Source organism: Natrialba taiwanensis DSM 12281 (assembly GCF_000337595.1).
In the GTDB taxonomy this organism is placed as follows: Archaea; Halobacteriota; Halobacteria; order Halobacteriales; family Natrialbaceae; genus Natrialba; species Natrialba taiwanensis.
The window spans coordinates 99,059-121,181 of record NZ_AOIL01000017.1 but is presented as its reverse complement, the minus strand read 5'-3'; the positions used below and the strand labels follow the sequence as shown (position 1 = coordinate 121,181).

Genomic DNA, 22,123 nt, shown 5'->3' with positions numbered 1-22,123 from the left:
ACCCGCGCGGTGACGCCACTCACAGGACGCCGACCGAACTCGCGACGGCGATGCAGGCGACCAAGAGCGCAAGCACGCTTCCCACAGCCAGGGGAACGTTTTCCATGGCCTTCTCGTGAACCGCCATCGCCGCGTACTCCTCGCGGAACGCCTCCCGATTCGCCTCGTCGTAGAAGTACTTCCGGCGCAGCGCGAACCGTTCGGTGACCGCACAGCCGGTACAGACTGGCTCGTTCTCGACTCGCTCCGTCTCGATGTGGTCGTTGCAGTTGATGCTCCCGCAGTTCGCACAGTACGTGTAGGTCGCGTCTCCGTCGTCCGCCCCGCAGTGGACGCACTCCCGGAAGTCGTTCCTGGTCGTCGACCGTGCCGACTCGGCCGCGTCGAACGCGTAGCGATACGCGTACTCCCCGAGTTCGACGCGCGAGTGAACTCGCGGGAGGTAGACCGGGTCGATCGACCGGATCGACACGTCCGAGCGCGAGGGGGTGCAGGTCTTCTCGTAGTCGACGTTGTTGTCGCCGGTGTAGTGAACCGTCGTCGTGTGGGCCTGTCGGAGCCGGTCGATCGCCCACTCTTTGTATGCCGTTTCGGTTCGGCCGAATCGCTCGCGCTCGACCGCGGCGACGGTCGCGTCGAGTTCGTCCCGGCGGTCCTCGAGATCGATGCGCGATGCGGTCCGGTTCGTGACGAGGGCGCTGCGCTCGCCGCGTGCGACGCGCGGCTCGTTGCCGGCGGCGTGGATGACCAGATCGGTCGTGTCGTTCAGACTGTGGATAACGCCGACCGACGTTTCGAAGGTGGCGCTCGTGCTGGCTGAGATGGAGACCATCGGCTGGAACGTGACGCTCGTCTCGGGCGTCGGAATCGTGGCGGGATCGATGTTCTCGATCTCGCGGACGACATCGAAGACGGGCGCTGCAGGGCCCGTGCTGGGAGGGAACGGGGCGAGCGCCTCCTCGCAGAGGATCTCGATGCGGCCGTTGTAGAGGTCCATCCCGATCTCCTCGCCGATTTCGCGCAGGTCTGTACCGTCGACGAGTTCGACGCCGCCGTCGCTCTCGGTGCCGAGTTCCTGCGCGTACTCTCGGGCTGGACCGGTGAACCGCCCCGTCGTCGCGACCATGCCTCGTTTCGGGCCGTCGTAGTCGTAGGTCGCGACCGCGGAGTGGAGTTTTTGGACGACGGGGCGGCTGACGGTATCGGTGTGCTTGCACTCGACGACGACGGCCCGCCGCCGGCCGTCGACGACCTCCTCCATCAGAATGTCCCGTCCTTCGTCCGCCGTCCGTGCCGACTGGCTGACGTTCTCGTAGCCGCGGTGACGGAACACGTCGACCATCAGATCCTCGAACTCGTAGCCGGAGAGGTCGTCTAGGAGTGCCATCGCAGATAGCGAGTCTTTCCCCGGCGGTGCCGACAGTCTTTCGGCCGCGACCGTCGGGCCGGCGGATCGGTCGTGCCGGCATCGACGCTGAACTCGGCCGCCTGTAAGGTGTAGTCTTTTCCCCGCAGGCGAGGTACGCACGACACATGAGTTCCGTCGAAACCCCACATGAGACGGCGCGGGGATTCGGCCTCTCGGGAAGAGAGGTGCGCGTCATCGGCGGTGCGAGCGTACTAATGGCGATCAACGTCGCGTTGATGTACGCCTTCGTGGCGACGCCGCTCGCTGTCGTCAACGACTACCTGTTCGGCATCGCGCCGATTCTCGGCGTGGTCGTCTACGGCGCGGCGATCACCGGCGGCCAGCTCGTCGCGGAACGGGGCGTCACCAACGGCGACACGGGAATCGCGTTCGTCGGAATGGTCCTCCTGCAACTCGCGTTCGGCGTCTTCGGGGCCGGCGTCCTCTCGATCGCGCCTGCAGACGCACAACTTCAGATTCTCGGACTGACGGCGGTCGTCGTCGCCGTCGTCACGGCGCTGATCTCGGGGTACGTCTACGCGCGCAGTGCCACGTTCGAACACTGGGGGCGGTTCGCCAATTTCGCGTTCCTCGGCGGCATCGGCGTCATCGCGATCGGGAGCTTCGTCCTGCCGGAGTTGCTGCTCGTCGGCTTCGTGCTGGTGTTTCTGGGATTCGTGCTTCGGCTCGGCTACGAAATCTGGCAGGTCAGGGACAACCGGAACGCCTCGATCGGCTTGCAAACGATCGGCGTCTACATCGCCGTGGCCGGCGTCTTCGTCCACGTGCTCCAGCTCGTGTTGCGGTACGTGCTCTCCCAGGAGTGACGACCGGAGTTTTGCACAGACTGAGGCCGGTTTCGGCTTTGCCCTCTCGCTCTCAATCTGCGAAGTCGGTGTCGCCGGTTGGCTCTCGAATCGCGTGTGTTTGTCTTCTCGAACCGTTCGCTTCACTTGGCGAGACATCACCGCTCACGAGCGAGGAGACCGACGTGCACATCGCTTCCCAGCGTAGTATCGTTGTGCGAGGACCTTTGCAGCGTTGAAGTCTGCATCGATATGGTCTATTCGACAGTCCACATTTGAGCACCAGAACGTCTCGTTCGGGTGTCGATTTCCGAGAACGCCGCAGGCGTGACACTCCTGTGAGGAGTAGGCTTCGGGTACTGTCCGGACTTCGAGGGTGTACTCGGCGGCAATCGTTCGAAGGCGGAGATGAGCCGCTGCGAGGAGCCAGGAACTTCCGCAGTGGGCAGTTGGGGCAGTCAGCCACAACCACAGATCGGGTTCGAAGTGGGTGTCTTCGGTAACCAATATCGGATCCTTGCACGTGAGTGCGTACTCACAGATGTCGCGAGCGGCGGCGTCGATATCGGTGACGAGTTCGTCACGGCGCTGCTGGACGTACGCGGCGATCGTGTCGCGGTCGTACTCGCTTCCGAGCAGGCGTGCTGTTTGTGCCCGTAATTCATCGAGACAGGTACAGAGGGCGGTTCCGCGAACAGTATACGCATCCGTTGGATTGGTTACGGATACTGGACATGCCGTGTAGAGGTTGTGTTCGCCGAGATCGATGCCGATGGCGGTTCGGTCGCTCGGCTGTGTCGTTGTCGTCTCGCGTTGTCGTGCCTTCCGCGAGTAAACGGTACCCGAGCCGGTGTTTCGGCCGTCCAAACGGCGAACTGTGCCGCGGTCTCTTGGGGAATTACTTTTACCCCGCGAAGAGTCGGTTTGCATGGTCGGAAATTCCTCGAAGAGATGACCCGACCCCGGCGTGCTAGGGACACGTCGGAATTTTGATCTGAAAGGGCCGGATCGAATTAGTATTGGTCCTACTCTTACAAATAGTTACCTAACGATTCGCAATCGTATAACAACACTTAGGGCTCATATTCGAACTATTCAGGCTCGCTATCGTACGTATCGGCAGACATATAGCTATTAATCGAGCCACTGTAACCGTGGTACGACAACGGGCCGACTGGATGCGTCCAGTCGACGAACGCATCATGGAAACGATGCGCGACGAAGGCAATCTCACGCCGCAGGCCGTGGAAAAATTCGGCGTCTGTTCACGCAGCCACGCCAGCGTCCGGCTTTCGACACTCAAAAAATACGGGCTCGTCGAGCGAATTTCGCAGGGACTCTATCGGCTTACTGACGCTGGACGCGCATTCCTCGATGAAGAACTCGACGCGAGCGAACTCGACCCTCGCGAGACATAACGCTCGCCACCGCCGCAGATCCACACGAACTCCGTTCGTAGCTGCCGGTTCCGTTTACTCGGCGTCGATCTCGTCCGGGCTCGCGTCTTCGCCGTCGCCCTCGTCGGGTTCCTCGGCGACGACCGCCCGAAACGCATCGAGGATCACCTGTTTCGTCACCGCACCGCGAGAGGTCCAGTGGGTCGCGTAATCGAGCATGTCGTCGTAGATATCGGGCTTACAACCCGCCGCCTTCGGGTGGCCGCCGCCGTTTACCTTCCCCGCGACCTCGTGGCAGCGGTCGAACTCGTCCGTCCCGCGGATCGACGCGGAGCCGGCGGGCTTGACGATCACCGACGCGTCGGCTCCGTCCTCGCGCATCGCCTCGGCCACCTCGTTCTGCGAACACCGTCCGTAGGTGATCCCAACCGTGTACCCGCCGATCTCGCGGAACTCGGCCCGCCCGAGCGCCTGCTCGATAAGCTGTTCCTTTTCGACCCGCCGCTCCGCGATGAACTCCTCGACCCACGCGGGCAGGTCGACGCCGAACTCGCGGACGACCTCCACGTACTCCGCCGGATCGGTCCAGTAGGCGTAGTCCGCCAGATCGTCGCTGCGCGGATCCTCGCGCAACCAGAGGTCGTGATCCCGCGTCACCGCCGCGAGTTCTTCGTACATCTGGTCGAACTCGAACTCGAGCGAGCGGTAGACCACGTCGGCGGTACACTCCTCGTCGGAGTCGCCGACGACGAGTTCAGCGCCGGCCTCCCGCACGGCCGCGGCGACCTCGTCGTCCCACTGGTGGTGGTCGTACCAGGCGACGCTGTCGGCGGTTTCGAGCGCGGCGTCGAGTTCGTCGGCGACGTACTCGTAGCGGTCGGGACAGAGGTCGCAGACGAAGAGATCGATGCCGTCGGTGCCGAACTGGGCGACGCGGGCGAGTGCGTCCTCGACGTTGTGGGGGCTGGCGGGGACGAGCGCGACGGAGTGAGGTGTTGGCTCGGGTTCCTCGAGCGGTTCGTCGGCGTCCCCGGCGGCGAGTGCGATGTTTGCTTCGTCGGCGTCGTCGACCGCGTCCGCGACCTCGCCGTCGTCATCCTCCCTGTCGTCCGGTTCCGGAACGGCCTGCACGTCGTCGTAGGCTTCTCGGATCAGCGCGACGCAGGCGAGGCCGTCGGCGTCGGGGTCCGCGATAACGGCGGCGTCGGCTCCCTCGAGTGCGGCTTCGGTCTGTTCGTCTTCGATGTCCTCCTCGAGTTCGTCGGGGAGGAAGAAGCCGGTGCCGGGCAGGACCGACTTGCGGGCGAGCGGGAGGTCGCCGCTGTCGATGAGTTCGTCGTACATGACGGGTGATGGGTTACGGAGGGGGAAGTACTCGCTGGTCTGTCGCGGGCGCTGCAGTCGCCGGAGCGTCTCGGCGGGCACTCACTGCGCGACTGTCGGTGTCCGGGTGAGTCGGGACGAGTGTCGACGGGTCTGGATGTGGTCGCCGTCGCGACCGCTCAGACGGACGCCGTCGACTCGGCCGCGTCCTCGTCGGATTGTTGCATTGATTCGAGCTGTCGCACCGTCAGCACCGGGACGGGCGAGGTGCGGACGATTCGTTCGGCGACGCTGCCGAGTAACAGACGGTTCTCACCGTGGCGACCGCGCGTGCCGGTCGCGACGACGTCGGCGTCGACCTCGCGGGCGTACTCGCAGATTTCGACTGCCGGACGTCCCTCCCGAGTTGCGGTCGTGATCGCGCGGTCTGCGTGGTTCTCGACGGTCGCGAGTGCGGCGTCGGCGGTCGTCTCCAGCGCGGTCCGGAGTTCGTCCCGAAGTTGCTGCGGGGAAGCGTCGACTTCGCTGGCGTCGACGACCGAGAGGGCGTGGACTTCGGCGTCGAACCGGTCCGCGAGGTCGAGCGCAACGTCGACGGCCCGCGTGACGCTGTCGGAGCCGTCCGTAGCGACGACGACGGTATCGAACATAGCCGACGGTTGGACGGCGGCCGGTATAAAGTCACGGCCACCGAACACATCTCGCCTGCATCCCTGCGGCGTCAGTCGGGGGTATCGTCATCGTCGTCGAGTTCGGCGTCGGTGAGTGCGCTCACGAGCGTCTCGTACTCGAAGTCGTTGACCGCCAGGGGCTCGTCTTTGAGCGTCGTGATGACGAACTTCGAACTCGTGCGGCGGATCTCGTCGATGGCCTCGTAATCGGCGACGAGCGACTCGACCATCTGCCGATTCGGGACGTGGGCGATGACGACGAAGTCCGTCTCGCCCATCGTGAAGTAGACCTGGTTGACGCCTTCGATAGCGGTGAGTTTCTCGCCGACCGTCTGGTGATACCCCTCGTCGAAGGTCGCCCAGATTTCGGAGACGAGCGTGATCGACAGCCCCAGTTTCTCGAGGTTCATGTCGTAGCGGTCGTTCTCGAGCACGCCGGCCTCTTGCAACTGATCGAGCCGGTAGTGGACCGTCGATTTCGGAATGCCCGTCTCCTGGTGGATCTTGTCGGGGCTGGTGACGCCCGTCGATGCGACAGCCTTGAGAATTCGTACGTCCTTTTCGTCGAGGTCGACCGTATCGCGTCCTGTGTCATCGCTCATTGTGGGTTCCTCCCGTGTCCGTCCTCCCGGGACGACACTGGTCTCTCTCTACTCTGTCTGCGCAACTGCTGTAATTGTTTCTCTCATCGGCAATGAACTCAGAACGAGTTCACTGCACGGTAGATCGAATTGATGACTTTTGGTTGCCCAGAGTCCATTTCCCACATAGAATGTAGAACGATGTCTAATAACGCCAGTAGCGATAGCATTTTATGCAATTGCTCTGAGTAGCACGTGTATGTCAGACACTACCGAGACCGGACTTGCGCGCACACTGTCCAAACGGGACACCTTAGTCCTCGCGTTCGGTGCCATGATCGGCTGGGGTTGGATCATCCTCTCGGGCACCTGGATCGACCAGGGCGGCCCTCTCGGCGCGATCGTCGCCTTCGTCATCGGCGGCGTCATGGTCGGCGTCGTCGCCATCCTCTACGGTGAACTCGCCTCCGCGATGCCGCTCGTCGGCGGCGAACACGTCTACAGTTTACGTGCGCTCGGCCCTCTCGGGGCGTTCGTCTGTACGTGGGCGATCGTCTTCGGCTACGTCACCGTCGTCGCCTTCGAAGCCGTCGCCCTGCCCTCCGCAATGGCCTTTCTCGTCCCCGGCTTCGACGCGGTCGAACTCTGGTCGGTCGCCGGCGACCCCGTCTACGGCACCTGGATTCTCGTCGGCGTCCTCGGCACCGTCTTCATCACGGCCCTGAACTACGTCGGCATCCGCCCCGCAGTCCAGTTCCAGATCATCATGACCCTCGTGATCGCGCTCGCCGGTGCCGTCCTCATCGCCGGCGCGATCGGCAACGGCTCTCCCTCCCCCGACCCCGCGTTCACCGCCGGCACCGCCGGCATCTTCGCCGTCGTCCTCCAGACGCCGTTCATGTTCGTCGGCTTCGACGTGATCCCCCAATCGGCCGAAGAAGCCGACGTCTCCCCGCGCTCGCTCGGCCTCCTCGTCATCGCCGCCGTCGGCCTGGCGACGCTGTTCTACATCGCCGTCATCTGGGGTGCCAGCCGCGCCCTTCCCGGCGCTGAACTCGTCGACAGTTCGCTTCCGGCCGCCGAAGCGATGGCCGCTTTGTTCAACAGTCAGACGATCGGGCAGCTCATGGCGCTCGCCGGCGTTGCCGGCATCCTCACCAGTTGGAACGCCTTCATCATCGGCGGCAGCCGCGCCATCTTCGCGCTCGCCGAGAGCGGAATGCTCCCGGAACCGTTCGCGAAGATTCACCCCGAGTACAACACGCCGAGTAACGCGATCCTCTTCATCGGCGGCCTCTCCGCGCTCGCACCGCTGTTCGGCGAGCAGATGCTCACCTGGGTCGTCAACGCCGGCGGGCTCGGCATCGTCGTCGCCTGGCTCCTCGTCGCCGTCTCCTTCCTCGTTCTGCGCTTCCGAGAACCAGACATGAACCGGCCATATCAGGTTCCGGGCGGCAAGGTAGTCGGACTCCTCGGACTGGGACTGACCGTCTTCTTCGTCTACCTCTATCTGCCCGGCGGTCAATCCGCGCTGCTGTGGCCCTACGAGTGGGCGATCGTCCTGCTCTGGTGCGTACTCGGGATGATCTTCTATGCTGTCTCTGAAGGCCACTCCGAGGAACACGAACAGGCCGCACTCGATCGCATCGAGCAGTTGCAAGACAGCTGATCGTCTGCCGACCGAATCGATTCTATTAGCCTGCCACCGGGCCGAGCCTTTTTGTCGACTGCGCGCACATCTCCCCGCATGGACGACAGCGAGCCGTTTGCCGTCGATACCGTTCTCGCTCCCGTCGACGGCAGCGACGAATCCGCGACCGCCGTCGAGTACGCCGTCGCCATCGCAAACCGCTACGACGCCTCCGTCCACGTCTTGTACATCCTCGGACGAGGTGTTATCCGCGGAATGGACGCCGGTACCGTCGACGAAACCGAGGTCGCAGACAGCAGCCAGGGCTTTCTCGAAGACATCCAGTCGATCGCCGCCGATGGCGATGTCCCCCTCTCGACATCGATCGACGACGGCTTCTCACAGACGCGGAAGACGCGACACCCGGGGAACGTCGTTCTCGATACCGCAGACGATCTCGCCGCCGACTTCATCGTCCTGCCGCGCGAACCCGTGACCGACACTGCATCCGCCGAAGTGCTCGAAAAAGTCGCCGAGTACGTCCTCTCCTACGCGAGCCAGCCGGTGCTCTCCGTCTGAGTCGTACGTTCCAGCAGGGCTTACCCGTTCCCATCCCCGTCTTCGCCCTCCAGCACGATCGCCATCTCCTGCTCGAAACTCTCCGACCCCGTCGCCTCGAATCCGACCCGCTCGTAGAGCGCAATCGCCGGATTGTTCCACCGCTCGACGGTCAACCAGACCCGCTCGATACCCACGTCGCTCGCGTGCCCGAGCAGGTGCTCGAGCAACTGCGTTCCGATCCCCGCCCGCTGGTACTCCTGCAGGACGAAAATCGCGAGTTCCCATTCGATCTCGTTTCGCTCTTCGATCGCCGCCGGTTCGTCAACGTCCGGCACGAGCGTCGCGTGGGCAATGACGGCCCCATCGTGGCGCGCAATCACGTTGACGCTCTCCTCGGCGATCGTTTCGAGCCAGTCCCGAATCCGCTCTTCTCCCGTGGGCGGAATCCCCTGCGCTCGATCGCTCGGATCGAACTCGTCGTACATCGCGACGACGTCCTCGAGTTCAGTCGTCAGATCGTCGGCGGCCCGGATCTCGATCGGACCTGTCTCTTATACACATCNCATTGTTATCGCACCAGTTTGACCGTCGTCGGCGAGTTCAGCAGGACGAACTCGGTGATCGGGCCGAGTTGGATTTTTCCCATCGGGCTGAGGGTGCCGCCGCCGATGACGAGTTGGTCGAACTCGCCCTGTTCCGTGTAGTCGACGAGGGCGCTGCCGGGGTCTCCTTCGAGCCGGACGAGTTCGGCGTTGATGTCGGCCTCGGTGAGGAGCGTGTCGGCCTGCTCGTACATTTCGTCCTGACTGCGTTTGGCCTCGGGTTTCTCGAGGATGGCGACGGTGAGGTCGTCGCCGACGGCCTGTGTTCGGTCGATCGTTTGGCGGAGCGTTTTGATCGATTCGTCGCTGCCGCCGAGTCCCACGAGTACGTCCATACGGATGGGTGTGGGCCGGGGGACGAAAGTCGTTGTGCCGGGTCGCGGTCCGAGAGCTGAAAGACGGTGTGGCGATGTAGCTATCACGAGGTCGTTTCCCGGCGAGCGGTAGCGCCGCACGCTGCGACGAGAGGGGTCGTCGCGTTCTGGGGAGAGTCTCTGATGGGGACTGTCGTGTGTCCGGGTACGTGACGATTGCGTGACGACGCTGTTAAGAGCGTGTGGTGAATACGATGACCGAATGAGTAATGCGGCGCTCGATGTCGTGGAGTTTCTGCTCACGACGAGCGTGTATTCGGACGACAGGACGCTTGACGAGAACGATCTTCCGCCGTCGTTCCGCCGGGTATTCTGGACCGGTGGCGTCGATGAGAGCGGTGACGGCGAGGAGAGCAGCGACGATGGTACCGGCGGCGCTGGCGGGAGCGGGAGTGCAAACGCCGGTCGCCGCCACGCCGGGATTCGTCGCCCGCTCTCGGCGACGAATAGTACCGCGCGCGAGGCGACGGGCGTCGACCGACCGTGGGATGCCGTCTCCGAGTTGATGTTCACCGAGCGCGACGAGTTCTCCGGCTCGATTTCGCTCACCCAGCAGGAGATGGCCGAATCGTGGTTCGCAGAGCGCGTCGAGACGGAGCGATTGCAAGCGAATCCGACGCTGGCGAAGCACTTCGAGGATCACGAGGCGTTCGACGGGACGGTGAGCCACGAGGCGGCTCGCGAGCAGAACCGACCGATTCAGGCGGATCGGGTCTGGATCGATAGCCTCCTCGAGGAGTACTTCGACGACGAGGACGACGAGGACATGCTCGACCTCGTCGACGTTCGCGCGCCCGAAGAGGTCGACGTGACGCTCGACGATCTGGTCCTCACCGGGGATCAGGAGGCTGAAATCGACAAGATTTCGAAGGCGATCGAACACCGGGATTACCTCGCCGAGATCGGCCTTCGAGAGATCGGCAAGTTGCTGTTCGTCGGCCCGCCGGGAACTGGCAAGACCTCGACTGCACAGGCGCTGGCGCGGGATATGGACCTGCCGTTCGTCGAGGTCAAACTCTCGATGATCACCTCCCAGTACCTGGGCGAGACGGCCAAAAACGTCGACAAGACCTTCGAGGTGGCAAAGCGCCTTTCCCCCTGTATTCTGTTCATCGACGAGTTCGACTTCGTGGCCAAGACTCGACGCAGCGACGAGCACGCGGCGCTCAAGCGCGCTGTCAACACGTTGCTCAAGAGCATCGACAACATTTCGCTGATCGAGGACGACGTGTTGTTGATCGGGGCGACGAATCACCCCGACCAACTGGACGACGCGGCCTGGCGGCGCTTCGACGAGATCATCAACTTCCCGAAGCCGGATTACGGCATGCGAGCGGACATTCTGCAGGTTATCACGCGCACGATGGACATCGAGGAGTTCGATCCACAACTCATCGCCGAGTCGACGCAGGGGCTGACCGGCAGCGACCTCCGGATGGTGCTTCGCGAGGCGGTGCTCGAGGCGCTGACCGAAGACCGGACGACGCTGACCCAGGACGACCTGCTCAACGCGGTCGAGGAGTTCGAAGAGCGGGATAATCTGAAGAACATGGACATGATCGAAGGCGACCACGACGCGCTCGTCGCGGGTGGCGATATCGGAAAGGCGAGTGACGGCGGGCACGATCATGATCACGACCACGACGACCACGACCACGATCACGATCACGACCACTAACCGGCCGTCGGACACTCGTTTCGTCGACTGCGCGTGAGAGTCCGAGAGTCGCCAACGGCTGCGGGGAACAGCCTTTATGCGATGGCTTCGAATGTGCAGGCGATGACCGATGATGGGTTGCCTTTCGAGACCGCCGAGACTGCTCAGACTTCCCAAACTTCCCAGACTGCCCAGACTGCCCAACGGACACCAACCGGACAGGACACACAGCCCGGGAAAGCCGCACGAACTGACAATCCGATCGAGCGCATCGCCGCCCGCGTTCGAACCGAGTTCAGCGAGTCGATTCGCCGCCTCATCGCGTTCGGCCCGGCCGTCCGCGGTGACAGTACCCTCCAGACGGAAGCCGATTTGCTCGTCGGTATCGAGGATGCCGAGGTGGCGACAACAGCAGACGAACAGACGGACTGCGAGCGCGCACTTACTGAACTCGCACACGACATCGCGCTCGAACACGGTATCGTCCTCACGGTACACGTTCTGCCGGCCGAACGGTTCGAAGCGAACGAAGAGCATCCGTTCATCGAACGGGCCACCGCGGAGGGGACCGAGTTCATCTCGCCGACTCCGGAGAGCAACGAGCGGTAACTCGCCGCGTTGCCTCGGCGGTTGTAGTCTCGGCGCGCTCTCGAGGACGAGCACACGCACAACCACATCCGTTTCACCCGAGGGAGACGACTGATGCGCGTCACCCTCCTCGGAACCGGCGATACCACCGGCACGCCGACCGTTGGCTGCGACTGTGATACGTGCGAGGCCGCCCGAGAGCGCGGCGTCGAGCGAACCCGCTTTTCGGTCCATGTCGAGAACGAGCGCACCGGCGAGGCGCTGCTCGTCGATTTTAGTCCCGACTTTCGCTACCAGTTCCTCCGCGAGTCCGTTCCGCTCCCCGACGCCGCCATCATCACCCACATCCACTTCGACCACCTCGACGGCCTCGGCAACGTCTTTCGCGTATTCGATGAACTCGACGTGTACGCGGCAAACGAGACGGACCCGCAGACGGGCGAGAGCGTCGCGGAAACGGTGGCCAACGACTACGACTACCTCGACCCCATCACGGTCGTTCCGACGACGCCGCTCGAATCCGTCCGGATCTGCGGGTTCGACGTGACGCTCGTTCCGGTGGACCATCCCCCGCTGATCTGTTACGGACTTGCCATCGAGGATCCGGAAACCGGTGCGAAACTATCACTGTCGGGGGATACGAGCTACGCCGTCCCCGACCGCTCACGCGAGGTTCTCGCCGAGCCGGACTTGCTCCTCGCAGACGCCATCGTTCCTGCGGCGCTTTGTGATGCACATCCGATCGGCGGCAGACACGAGAACGACGACGGCGTCCCACGCACGTTTGGGACGAAACACATGACCCGAGAGGGAGCGCTGGCGCTCGCCGACGAACTGAACGCGACACGAACTCGCTTGGTCCACCTCGCACACTTCTATCCGGAAGCCGAGGCCTTCGAGGAGCCACTGGCGCTTGACGGCGAAATCTACACGCTGTAACGCCTGCTAGTTGTTGGTTGCTTCCATGCCACATGATAAAGCGGCCGGTAACGTGACGCAAGCCAGTTATTAATAGTTGGCAAGTGCATTCAACCCTCACATGGAACATCGTGCTACTCCATTGAGTAGCGGGGTCGCTGGACTCGACGATATCCTTCATGGCGGGTTCGTTCCTGGCCGCATGTATCTCGTCCACGGCCAACCCGGAACCGGGAAGACGCTCCTCGGAATGCACTTTCTTCAGGAGGGGCTAACCAACGACGAAACGGTGCTTTTCATTCACGGCGAAGAGTCTCAAGATGAAATCCGCATGAACGGCGAAGCGGTCGATATCGACGTCTCCGGCGCGGAGTTTCTCGATCTGGGTCCCGACTCCGAGTTCTTCACCGAAGACTACTCCTACGATCTGGTCAATCCGAGCGACATCGAACAGGATCGCTACACGCAGGACATTCACGAGGCAATCCGCGAGATCGATCCCGATCGGGTCGTCGTCGATCCGATCACACAGCTTCGATACGTCGAAGCCAACGACTACCAGTTCCGAAAGCGCATTCTCGCGTTTATGCGCTTTCTCAAACAGCGCGAGATAACCGTTCTCACGACTGCAACGCCCTCGACGGAACAGGAGTACGATACCGAAATCCGATCGCTCAGCGACGGCATCATCGAACTCACGCGCGGCGACGGCGGCCGCCGAATCAAGGTCGCAAAACACCGGGCGCTCGGGCAGCGAAAGGGCGACCACGCGATGGAAATTCGCGAAAACGGGCTCGAAGTGTTCCCGCAACTGGTCCCCGACCGGCACGAACACCCCCTCGAATCGAACCACCTCGAGTTCGGTATCCCCGGCCTCGATGAACTCTCCGGTGGCGGCTTCGACCAGCGCACCGTGACGTTCATCAGCGGTCCGACCGGTGCCGGCAAGACATCGACCGGTACACAATTGCTCACGCAGGCGGCTGCGAACGAACTGACATCGGCCGTCTATCTCTTCGAAGAGGACATCGAGACGTACGAACACCGCTCGGAGTCAATCGGGATGCCGGTCACCGAAATGCGTGATAACGGCCTCTTTTCGGTGACCGAAATCGAGCCGCGAACGCTCTCGGGCGAGAGTTCGCCCACATGGTCAAAGACGAAATCGACGAGCGGGAAACCGACATCGTGATGATCGACGGCCTCGACGGCTACACAACCTCGATTCAAGGGAACGAGGAGAATCTGGTCAGAAAGCTCCACGCGCTGACCCGGTGCCTGAAAAACCGCGGGATAACGGTGTTGGTGACGAACGAGATTTCGCAGATCACCGGCATCTCGAACGCGACGAGTAACAACTTGAGCTACGTCGCGGACAATCTCCTGTTCCTGAGCTACGTCGAGATGGACAGCAGCCTCCAGAAAGTCGTCGGGATCTTGAAGAAACGCTCCGGCAACTTCGAGCCCAATCTCCGCGAGTTCGAAATCACGTCCGATGGAATCCGCGTCGGCGATCCGCTGACCGGACTCCACGGTATTCTTCAGGGCGTCCCTCGATCCGGCGGACCAACGGATCTCTCCCGATACGAATGACACGACAACAGGAACTCGCCCGCGATTGTGGTCGCAGTCGGATGCTGTCCAGTCGTATGTGTCCAGGCTCTCACACCGGTGATCGTGCATGGCGCTGAGTCCGCACAATCAGCAACCGACAACGAGCACGGTCCAGTTACTCATCGAGGAAACGGGTAACCGCGCCGCGCTCCGGAAACTCCTCGAGGATCACTACGAGATCCGCGCGACGCAGTCGATCGGCAAGGCCGATCTCTATCTCGTCGACGACCACACGTTTCCCGAGTATCACACTGCCCTTCAGGAGCGCGTCGACCGAAGCGATCCCGTCTTCTGTCCCGTCGTCCTCATCCGCCGAGCCGACAGCAATCCCCACGTTTCGCTGCCGGATCTCCACGAGCGCGAACCACCCTACCTCATCGACGACATCGTCGACGCACCGATCGACCGGTCGCTGCTCGTGCGCCGACTGAACTCGTTGCTCGTCCGCCGCGAGCAGTCGAAGGATCTGCTCCATTACATCTCACAGCTCGAGGCTTCGAACCAGTCCCTCGAGCAGTTCGCCTACGCGGCTTCCCACGACCTGCAGGAACCGCTGCGGATGGTCTCGAGCTATCTCCATCGAACAACGCTACGGGGACACGTTCGACGAGGACGGCGAGGAGTTCCTCGAGTTCGCTATCGACGGCGCGGATCGCATGCGGAGCATGATCGACGCCTTGCTCGAGTACTCCCGCATCGATACGGAGGGGAATCCGCTGACGCCGACCGAACTGGACGACGTCCTCGCAGACGTCCGCCAGGACCTCCGGATGATGATCGACGAGCACGAGGCCGCCATCGAAGCCGAGTCGCTGCCTCGGGTGCAAGGCGATGCTGATCAGCTGCGGCAACTGTTTCAGAATTTGCTATCGAACGCGATCGAGTACAGTGGCGAGGAGCGCCCGGAGATCACGATTACCGCCGAGAAAACGGCGGAGGGCTCGGAATGGAAACTCTCCGTTCACGACGAGGGCATCGGAATCGATCCGGACGATCAAGAGCGGATCTTCGAGGTGTTCCAGCGGCTCCACAGCCACGAGGAGCGCTCCGGAACCGGCATCGGACTCGCCCTCTGTAAGCGTATCGTCGAGCGACACGACGGGCGCATCTGGGTCGAATCCGAACCCGGCGAGGGAGCGACGTTCTCCGTTACGCTTCCGGCGGTAACCGACACCTCGTGAAGGCCGTCGACAGTGACACCGTCGCTGAACTCGCTCTGGTGCCGTTCTGGGATCATCGCTCCCGCAGCCACCCCGTTCGCCGTTGCATCCTCGATTCGATGTCAATCCCGACACGACTTTCACCCTTACGTCCGTAGGCCACGTCATGAGCGACGACGCACAGGCCGAAGCCGGCACGGCCGAAGGGCAAGGTCCCGTCGAAATCTCCGAGGACCTCGCCCGCCATCTCGACAACAAGCGCGACGAACTCTTCGAGAAGTTCGAGATCCGCGACGAGTTCCCGTCGGCGGTGCTCGACGAGGCCGAGGCCAGAACCGAGGACGTTCAGGCCGAAATCGAAGACGAGATCGACGACCGTACGGATCTACGCGATCTGACGACCTGGACGACGGACCCGATCGACGCCCAGGACTTCGACGACGCGATCTCGATCGAAGAACGCGAGGACGAGTACGTCCTCTGGGTGCACATCGCGGACGTGACCCACTACGTCCACCCCGACTCGGCCATGTGGGAGGAGGCAGTCGAACGTAGCAACACGGTCTACCTGCCCGGCTACACGATCCACATGCTGCCGCCGGTGCTCGCCGAAACCGTTTGCTCGCTCGTACCCAACGAGGAGCGACTCGCCCACACCGTCGAGATGCACCTGGACAAGGAGCATCTGGGCTACGAGAACATCGAAATCTACAAGTCCGTCATCGAGTCGGACGAACGGCTCACCTACTCCCAGGCCGAGAACCGCCTCGACGATCCCGACGCCCCGTTGCACGAGGAAAACAAACTCGTCCACGAACTCGCCGATCAGATGCACGAACAGCGCAAGGAAGACGGCTCGCTGGTACTCAACCCCTCCCGCGACCGCGCCCACACGATCATCGAAGAGTGCATGCTGAAGGCCAACAAGGCCGTGACGCACACGCTGATGTGGGACCGTGGCGTCGAGGCGATGTACCGCGTCCACCCCCAGCCCAGCCCCGACGAGTGGTCCGAAGCCCTCCGCGAGATCCAGGACCTAGACGGCGTCTCGATTCCCGGCGACACCTGGGACGACCCCCGAAAGGCAGTCAACGCCACCCTCGAGGAAGCGCCCGGCCGCCAGCTCGACAAGATCCAATGGGCCGTGATGAAGGTCATGCCCCGCGCGAAGTACATGAACGACCCCTTCGGCGGCCACCACGCGCTGAACTTCGAAATCTACGGCCACTTCACCAGTCCCATCCGTCGCCTCTCGGACCTGATCAACCACTGGATCGTCTACCAGAACGACGTGCCCGAAAACCTGATCGAACTCTGCGACCGCGCGAGCGACAAGCAAAAAGACGCCGAACAGTGCGAACGCGAGTACAAACAGTTCCTCCAGGAGGTCAGCCTCGATCCGATGGCGGTCAACAACCGCGGGATCGAAGTTGTAGACGAGAGTAAGGCCGAGAAGACGCTGTAGATCAAGATCAATATCAAGATCGAGACCGAGACGGAGACAGAGATCAGCTCGAAACCGAGCCGATTCCGAACTCGGCCACCCCGAGTTCACAGCCGTTTCTCGTAGATGAACTCCTCGAGTTCACCCGTTCCGTCGGCCCCGTCGAGATCCGACACCTGCGTTGCCACCCGATCGAATCCTCGGGATTCGTAGAACGAGACGCCGATGTCGTTGTCCGCGAGAACGGTTAGTCGGAGGCGCTCGCAGGTCGCCCGCAGGTCGGCTTCGACGCGTTCCAGAAGGACTGTTCCGATGCCCTCCCCCCAGACTGGTGGCCGCGCGTACAGTCGGGCCAGGGATGCGACTGTGGGCTCATCCGGGTGGCTGCCGGCGTGAGCGAATCCGACGGCGTCAGCTGTCTCACGATCGCTCTCACGCGTGTCACCTGCGGGAACAGCCAGCACGAAGAGTTCGTCGTCCCGGTCGCTCGCGGTGGCAATCGACTCCTCGAGTTCGTCGAGTGCGTACCACTCGTCGATCATCCGCTCTACCTGCGCCGAACCGAGGAACTCGTCGTAGGCGGCATGCCAACTCTCGCGCGCGATTTCGCGAACGGTCGGCGCAGCTGTCGGCGTCGCCTGTCGAGCGATCCAGTCCATGCGCGAACATCTGCGCTCTCCGATAAAATCGTTCGCCCGTCCGGTTCGGGCGCGTGCCGACTCGAATTCGAGATTCGATTAATCCTGAACGCGTGCGCCGACGCCGAAGAGCACCGCAACCAGGCCGGTGACGACGCCGAAGCCTGGCACGCGATCGCCGACTGAACTCGAGCCGTCGGTGCTGTCGTCCCCGTCGTCTCCGGATCGCTATCTCTCGCTGGGAGTGGTAATCACCGAGAGATATCCTGCCCGTGTTCGGAGACGACCGCTTCGACCTCTTCTGCAGTAACGAGCGCGGCGTCGCCCGGAATCGTCCGCTTGAGTGCCGCCGTTGCGGCCGCGTACTCGAGTGCCGTCGGCACGTCGTCCCCGTCGAGCCGGCGGGCGATGAACGCGCCGGTGAACGCATCGCCGGTCCCGATTGCGTCGACGGTGTCGGTCTCGTAGGCGTCGTGGTCGTGGACGACGCTGTCGTGCCAGGCGATCGCGCCCTCGTCGCCGCGGGTGACAACGACCGTCGTGAAGTCGTACTGCGAGCCGAGTTTGTGTGCCAACTGTCGCGGATCACCCTCGAAGCCGAGGACGGTGCGGGCGTCTCGGGCCGCGATCACGAGGATGTCGATGCCCGGGAACAGTTTCGTCATCGTTTCCTCGGCCTCTTCGGGCGACCAGAGCTTGCGCCGGTAGTTGAAGTCCACGGCAGTCGTCGTCCCGCCCTGCCTCGCCGCCTTGAGCAGGTTCGCCGTCGCATCCCGCAGGGACGAGGAGAGGGCGGGCGTAATCCCGCTCGTAAAGAAGACCTGCGCGTCCTGGATTCGATCCAGATCGAACTCGTGGGCCGAGGCGGTCGTGATGGCGCTGTCCGCGCGGTCGTAGACGACGTTCGTCCCGCGCGGGGAGCCGCCTTGCTCGACGTAGTAGGTCCCCTGTCTCCCGCGGTGGCTCCAGACGACGTCCGTGTCGATGCCGTGCTGTCTGAGTTCGCCGACGGCACGTCGACCGAGCGGCGTCTCCGGAACCTTCGACAGCCAGGCCGCGGGCGTTCCGAGTCGCTGGGCGGTGATCGCGACGTTGCTCTCTGCGCCGCCGGCGTGAACCTCGAGTTCGCTCGCGTTTTCGAGTCGCTGCTTGCCGGGCGGGGAGAACCGGAGCATCGTCTCGCCGAAGGTGACGAGTTCGCTCACGGCTCGGCCCTCCAGAGCTGGTCGAAACCGTCTGTGGCTACCATATCGGGACAATCGAACGCTCCCGGTATAAGTTGTTCCGGTGTCACGTGGCCGCGTGACAGCGCGCTCAGGTGTCTGCGTCCGTTCCGGGTGCGGCTGGATCGACCGCGATGACGACCGTGTCGTTCTCGGGGCGCTTCTCGACTGGAACGTCGAACGACTCGAGAAGGGCGCAACTCGTCTCGACGTGATCGGTGACGGCGGGAACGCGAACGCGTCCGCCCGCGACCGAGAGGAAGACGAGCAGCTGGTCCGCCATGTGACGGTCGACAGGGGCCGTGCCGTCGAGAAACCGGTTCGCAGCGTCCGCCGCGTTCTCGCCGACGCGCTCGGCCGGCACGCCGCGCTCGCCGAAAGCGCCGAATCCGGCGAGCGAACCCCAACTCTCCTCGTTGCCCCGCTTGCCGTCATCGATCCGAAGCACAAGCACGACCGCCGATCCGGGAGAGTCGCTGGCGGCCGTCGTCTCGGATCGCTCGACGAGTTCACAGTCACAGTCGCGCGCGTCGAGTCGTTCGAGTGCGCCTTCGGCCTGCCGATGTGCGACGTTTCGATCCGCCAGCGCGGCGGCTTCCGTCGAGTACACGCGGATCGCGGTCGACCGTGCACGGTCGGTCAACTCGATCGGTTCGAGTGACGAGGGCGCGAGGTGGAGCGTCGCCCGCCCGCCGCCGTCCGGGTAGAAGCCGCGGCGGCTCCACTCGAAGGCCGCCGCGAGGCCGAACTGCCGGAGCAGCGGGAGCTTCACGCGCCGAAAATAGTCGAGCGGCGGCGACCACGCCACGTCCGTCCCGCCGGTCGCTGTAAGCGACAGCGGCGACTCGAGTTCGGTCGCGAGCGGGAGGACGGCATCGAACAACAGCGTCACGCTGCCGGCGGTACCGATGTCGACGGCGTAGTCGCCGCCCGCGAGTCGTGCCCTGCCCGGGCTGAACTCGATCGTCTCCGCGCCGAGTTCGGCACCCGACACGTCGGCAGCCGCGAGTTCGGCCAGCGTCTCGAGGACCGCCAGGTGCTGGTGTCGAAGCCCGGGCGTCGAGCGGTCGCCGCGAACGTTCGTGATGCGAACGGGTTCGTGCTCGAGAATCGCCAGTGTGAGCGTGGTTCGCAGGAATTGACCACCGGCACTCGCGCCGTCGAGTTCGCGGACCACGTTAGCCACCGTGGCCCGGGTAGTCCCGCTCGAACCGGTCTTCGATTTCGCCCTCGTCGAACTGAACGATCACCGGCCGTCCGTGCGGGCAGGCGTAGGGGTTCTCGCAGTCGTCGAGTTCGGTGAGCAGGCCGACGACCGAGCCCTCAGTCAGCGAGGTGTTACCCGTGATCGACGGGTAACACGCCAGGTCGCCGAGGAACTCGTCGGCCAGCGCGTCGACCGTCTCGGCACCTGCCTCGCGGTCGCCCTCGACGAACGAGGCGAGCACATCCCGGAACCGATCCGGGTCCAGCGTCTCCTCGAACACTGCGGGAACGGTGGTCACGGCGACCGTGCGGTCGTCGACCCGGTCGGCGTAGAACCCGAGTTGCGCGAGCGCGTCGCGATAGGCCGCGAACGCCTCGGCCTCGGCCGCGGTCAGTTCGAGTTCGACCGGCGAGGCAAGCGCCTGGGCGGACGGGTCCTCGGCGACGGCCGCTTGCAGACGCTCGTAGTTCACCCGCTCGTCGGCGGCGTGCTGGTCGATCAACACGAGGCCGTCGTCGGTCTCACAGACGAGATAGGTGTCGCTGTACTGGCCGAGCACCCGCAGCGGCGGGAGCGAACTGAACTCGTGGTCGCCGCCCGCACCCGTCGCGGCGTCGCCTGCGAGCGTCCGCTGTTCGGTCGCGGCGTCGAACTTGCGTTCGGGATCGAGCGCTCGTCGGCCGTGCGCCGCATCCACGGCGTCGGCGCTCGAATCCGGATCCGTGTTCGTGTCCGTGTCCGTATCCGACGATACGCCCGCTGCGGTGGACGTCGTGGGACTGCCGTCATTCGGCACCCGTCCCGGCTTCTGCCCCGCCGCGCGGTCGGCAGAATCGGTGTCCGCCACTTCCCGAACATCCGTCGACTCAGCTTCTCGCCGTTCGGCCGCCGACTCGAAGCCGCCCCGTTCGATATCGTCGGTCGCGGCCCCCGTCGGCGTTGCTTCGGTCCGGTTCTCGGTATCGTCGGCCGCAGATGCACCGCCAGACTCGCTCCCAGTCGCGCTGTCGTCGCTAGCTGAACTCGGGTTTGATTCCGTTTCCGGCCCGCCTTTCTCACGCTCGGGCTTCTGCCGGTCGGGTGTCACTCGCGCCTCGCTCGGCGCGGATCGGCCCCGCGGTGCCCGCGAGCGAAGCAGGCCGTTGTCGAGCAGCGCGCCCTCGACCGCCGAATCGACCTGCCGGCGGACCGCATCGTCGTCGTCGAAGCGCACCTCGCGCTTTCGCGGATGGACGTTCACGTCGACGGCCTCGCCGGGGGCGTCGTGAAAGAGGACGACGAACGGGTACCGATCGCTTCCCAGTTGCGTCCCGTAGGCCCCCATGATCCCCTCGCGGACCGCATCCGCCGTGATGGCGCGGTCGTTGACGTACGTCGCGAGGTACTCCCGACTCGCACGGTTGGTCTCGGGGTGCGAAACGAGCCCGGAGACCCGCTCCAGCGGTCCCGGCGGGAGTTCGTCGCCGTCGGCTTCGACGGGGATCATCGCGGAGGCGACCTCGCGCCCGTAGACGGCGAGGACGGCCGCCTGGAGGTCGCCCTGTCCCGTCGTCGAGAAGACCTCGCGGCCGTCGTGGGTCAGCGAGACGGCCACGTCCGGGTTGGCGAGCGCGTAGCGCGTGACGATCCGGTTGACGTGGGCGAACTCGGTCGCCGTCGTCTTGAGGAACTTTCGGCGGGCGGGCGTGTTGTAGAACAGGTCCGCGACCTCGACGGTCGTTCCCGCCGGACAGCCCGCGGGTTCGACCGACTCGACGTCGCCGCCCTCGTAGACGAGTTCAGTACCAGCGTCGTCACCGTCCTGCGGGCGCGACCGGATGGTGAGCCGCGAGACGGAGCCGATGGTGTGGAGGGCCTCGCCGCGGAAGCCGAGGGTGGGGACGCCGGATTCGATGTCGTCGAGCCCGTCGATCTTGCTGGTCGTGTGTTCTCGGACGGCCGCCCGAACGTCGGCCTCGGACATGCCGCGGCCGTCGTCGGCGACGCGGACGAGTTCAGTGCCGCCGGCGTCGACGGTCACGTCGATGGTCGAGGCGTCGGCGTCCAGGCTGTTCTCGACGAGTTCTTTGACGGCGCTTGCGGGCCGCTCGACGACCTCTCCGGCGGCAATGCGGGCGACGGTATCGTCGTCGAGCCGGTGGATGTCCGTCTCGTCCCGTGGCGGTTGTGTGTCGCTCATGGTGATGGATGGGATGGTGATGGTGGTGGTGGTGGTGATTCCCGAACGCGGAACGACCCCGAGCGGCGTCGTGAACTCGTCGGTCGCCCCGTCGTTCCGATCGGTCGGTGTACAGTACCTACTGGTGCTCGAGGGTGGTCAG

At 63.9% G+C, this 22,123-nt stretch carries 18 protein-coding genes and 3 pseudogenes; 10 read left to right on the top strand and 11 right to left on the bottom strand.

Annotation, left to right across the window (positions count from 1 at the left end; all coding sequences use genetic code 11):
- Positions 1-19 precede the first annotated feature (19 nt).
- Positions 20-1,387, bottom strand: coding sequence for a restriction endonuclease (locus C484_RS06015; protein WP_006825055.1), 1,368 nt, complete (start codon positions 1,385-1,387; stop codon positions 20-22).
- A 146-nt stretch (positions 1,388-1,533) separates the two neighbouring features.
- Here C484_RS06015 and C484_RS06010 point away from each other — a divergent pair, with 146 nt between their 5' ends.
- On the top strand, positions 1,534-2,235 hold the full coding sequence (locus tag C484_RS06010) for a hypothetical protein (RefSeq protein ID WP_006825054.1): 702 nt from the start codon (positions 1,534-1,536) through the stop codon (positions 2,233-2,235).
- Positions 2,236-2,379: 144 nt separating this feature from the next.
- Here C484_RS06010 and C484_RS06005 read toward each other — a convergent pair whose 3' ends face one another.
- Positions 2,380-3,081, bottom strand: coding sequence for a zinc ribbon domain-containing protein (locus C484_RS06005; RefSeq protein ID WP_006825053.1), 702 nt, complete (start codon positions 3,079-3,081; stop codon positions 2,380-2,382).
- Between the two features lie 311 nt (positions 3,082-3,392).
- On the opposite strand from C484_RS06005, the gene C484_RS06000 reads away from it, so the two are divergent.
- Positions 3,393-3,632 (top strand): hypothetical protein, encoded by a 240-nt coding sequence (locus tag C484_RS06000; RefSeq protein ID WP_006825052.1) that lies wholly within the window; start codon positions 3,393-3,395, stop codon positions 3,630-3,632.
- A gap of 54 nt (positions 3,633-3,686) precedes the next feature.
- On the opposite strand, the gene C484_RS05995 is transcribed toward C484_RS06000, so the two are convergent.
- From C484_RS05995 to C484_RS05985, 3 genes are all read right to left on the bottom strand, one after another.
- The gene (locus C484_RS05995) at positions 3,687-4,955 is read right to left on the bottom strand and encodes a DHH family phosphoesterase (RefSeq protein ID WP_006825051.1); all 1,269 of its coding nucleotides are present in this window, start codon (positions 4,953-4,955) and stop codon (positions 3,687-3,689) included.
- A gap of 158 nt (positions 4,956-5,113) precedes the next feature.
- Positions 5,114-5,584, bottom strand: coding sequence for a universal stress protein (locus tag C484_RS05990; RefSeq protein WP_006825050.1), 471 nt, complete (start codon positions 5,582-5,584; stop codon positions 5,114-5,116).
- Positions 5,585-5,655: 71 nt separating this feature from the next.
- Positions 5,656-6,207: an Lrp/AsnC family transcriptional regulator gene (locus C484_RS05985; RefSeq protein ID WP_006825049.1), complete on the bottom strand. Its 552-nt coding sequence runs from the start codon at positions 6,205-6,207 to the stop codon at positions 5,656-5,658.
- Positions 6,208-6,445: 238 nt separating this feature from the next.
- Between C484_RS05985 and C484_RS05980 the strand changes: the two genes are divergently transcribed.
- Together C484_RS05980 and C484_RS05975 are read left to right on the top strand one after the other, a co-directional pair.
- Positions 6,446-7,855, top strand: coding sequence for an APC family permease (locus tag C484_RS05980; protein WP_006825048.1), 1,410 nt, complete (start codon positions 6,446-6,448; stop codon positions 7,853-7,855).
- Positions 7,856-7,933: 78 nt separating this feature from the next.
- Positions 7,934-8,395: a universal stress protein gene (locus C484_RS05975; RefSeq protein WP_006825047.1), complete on the top strand. Its 462-nt coding sequence runs from the start codon at positions 7,934-7,936 to the stop codon at positions 8,393-8,395.
- Between the two features lie 20 nt (positions 8,396-8,415).
- On the opposite strand, the pseudogene C484_RS05970 reads toward C484_RS05975, so the two are convergent.
- Positions 8,416-8,916, bottom strand: a pseudogene (locus C484_RS05970) (N-acetyltransferase family protein); the annotation flags it as partial.
- A gap of 29 nt (positions 8,917-8,945) precedes the next feature.
- Positions 8,946-9,314, bottom strand: a complete 369-nt coding sequence (locus C484_RS05965; protein ID WP_006825045.1) for a universal stress protein — start codon at positions 9,312-9,314, stop codon at positions 8,946-8,948.
- A 241-nt stretch (positions 9,315-9,555) separates the two neighbouring features.
- Here C484_RS05965 and C484_RS05960 point away from each other — a divergent pair, with 241 nt between their 5' ends.
- From C484_RS05960 to C484_RS05935, 6 genes and pseudogenes are all read left to right on the top strand, one after another.
- Complete coding sequence (locus C484_RS05960; RefSeq protein WP_006825044.1) at positions 9,556-11,031, top strand: ATP-binding protein; 1,476 nt, start codon at positions 9,556-9,558, stop codon at positions 11,029-11,031.
- Positions 11,032-11,112: 81 nt separating this feature from the next.
- On the top strand, positions 11,113-11,619 hold the full coding sequence (locus C484_RS05955; protein WP_239640926.1) for a hypothetical protein: 507 nt from the start codon (positions 11,113-11,115) through the stop codon (positions 11,617-11,619).
- A 93-nt stretch (positions 11,620-11,712) separates the two neighbouring features.
- Positions 11,713-12,537 (top strand): MBL fold metallo-hydrolase, encoded by an 825-nt coding sequence (locus C484_RS05950; RefSeq protein WP_006825042.1) that lies wholly within the window; start codon positions 11,713-11,715, stop codon positions 12,535-12,537.
- Between the two features lie 100 nt (positions 12,538-12,637).
- Positions 12,638-14,109 (top strand): annotated as a pseudogene (locus C484_RS05945) (ATPase domain-containing protein).
- Between the two features lie 88 nt (positions 14,110-14,197).
- Positions 14,198-15,311 (top strand): annotated as a pseudogene (locus C484_RS05940) (sensor histidine kinase).
- A 145-nt stretch (positions 15,312-15,456) separates the two neighbouring features.
- Positions 15,457-16,755 (top strand): RNB domain-containing ribonuclease, encoded by a 1,299-nt coding sequence (locus tag C484_RS05935; protein WP_006825039.1) that lies wholly within the window; start codon positions 15,457-15,459, stop codon positions 16,753-16,755.
- An 86-nt stretch (positions 16,756-16,841) separates the two neighbouring features.
- Here C484_RS05935 and C484_RS05930 read toward each other — a convergent pair whose 3' ends face one another.
- The 4 genes from C484_RS05930 to mutL form a co-directional block, all read right to left on the bottom strand.
- Positions 16,842-17,393, bottom strand: a complete 552-nt coding sequence (locus C484_RS05930; protein WP_006825038.1) for a GNAT family N-acetyltransferase — start codon at positions 17,391-17,393, stop codon at positions 16,842-16,844.
- A 230-nt stretch (positions 17,394-17,623) separates the two neighbouring features.
- A complete protein-coding gene (gene kdgK1, locus C484_RS05925) occupies positions 17,624-18,577 on the bottom strand; it encodes a bifunctional 2-dehydro-3-deoxygluconokinase/2-dehydro-3-deoxygalactonokinase (RefSeq protein ID WP_006825037.1) in 954 nt (317 codons plus the stop codon).
- Between the two features lie 109 nt (positions 18,578-18,686).
- The gene (rtcA, locus tag C484_RS05920; RefSeq protein ID WP_006825036.1) at positions 18,687-19,781 is read right to left on the bottom strand and encodes an RNA 3'-terminal phosphate cyclase; all 1,095 of its coding nucleotides are present in this window, start codon (positions 19,779-19,781) and stop codon (positions 18,687-18,689) included.
- Complete coding sequence (gene mutL / locus C484_RS05915) at positions 19,774-21,981, bottom strand: DNA mismatch repair endonuclease MutL (protein WP_006825035.1); 2,208 nt, start codon at positions 21,979-21,981, stop codon at positions 19,774-19,776. Before mutL ends, rtcA begins: the two co-directional genes overlap by 8 nt.
- Positions 21,982-22,123: the final 142 nt, after the last annotated feature.

Bases quoted from the DNA above. Each gene is read 5' to 3' on its own strand.
- C484_RS06015 (WP_006825055.1), bottom strand. From the start codon at position 1,387: ATGGCACTCCTAGACGACCTCTCCGGCTACGAGTTCGAGGATCTGATG.
- C484_RS05935 (WP_006825039.1), top strand. From the start codon at position 15,457: ATGAGCGACGACGCACAGGCCGAAGCCGGCACGGCCGAAGGGCAAGGT.
- C484_RS05950 (WP_006825042.1), top strand. From the start codon at position 11,713: ATGCGCGTCACCCTCCTCGGAACCGGCGATACCACCGGCACGCCGACC.
- C484_RS05960 (WP_006825044.1), top strand. From the start codon at position 9,556: ATGAGTAATGCGGCGCTCGATGTCGTGGAGTTTCTGCTCACGACGAGC.
- C484_RS05975 (WP_006825047.1), top strand. From the start codon at position 7,934: ATGGACGACAGCGAGCCGTTTGCCGTCGATACCGTTCTCGCTCCCGTC.
- C484_RS05990 (WP_006825050.1), bottom strand. From the start codon at position 5,584: ATGTTCGATACCGTCGTCGTCGCTACGGACGGCTCCGACAGCGTCACG.
- C484_RS05930 (WP_006825038.1), bottom strand. From the start codon at position 17,393: ATGGACTGGATCGCTCGACAGGCGACGCCGACAGCTGCGCCGACCGTT.
- C484_RS05955 (WP_239640926.1), top strand. From the start codon at position 11,113: ATGGCTTCGAATGTGCAGGCGATGACCGATGATGGGTTGCCTTTCGAG.
- C484_RS05985 (WP_006825049.1), bottom strand. From the start codon at position 6,207: ATGAGCGATGACACAGGACGCGATACGGTCGACCTCGACGAAAAGGAC.
- C484_RS06000 (WP_006825052.1), top strand. From the start codon at position 3,393: ATGCGTCCAGTCGACGAACGCATCATGGAAACGATGCGCGACGAAGGC.
- C484_RS05965 (WP_006825045.1), bottom strand. From the start codon at position 9,314: ATGGACGTACTCGTGGGACTCGGCGGCAGCGACGAATCGATCAAAACG.
- C484_RS05980 (WP_006825048.1), top strand. From the start codon at position 6,446: ATGTCAGACACTACCGAGACCGGACTTGCGCGCACACTGTCCAAACGG.
- mutL (WP_006825035.1), bottom strand. From the start codon at position 21,981: ATGAGCGACACACAACCGCCACGGGACGAGACGGACATCCACCGGCTC.
- C484_RS05995 (WP_006825051.1), bottom strand. From the start codon at position 4,955: ATGTACGACGAACTCATCGACAGCGGCGACCTCCCGCTCGCCCGCAAG.
- C484_RS06010 (WP_006825054.1), top strand. From the start codon at position 1,534: ATGAGTTCCGTCGAAACCCCACATGAGACGGCGCGGGGATTCGGCCTC.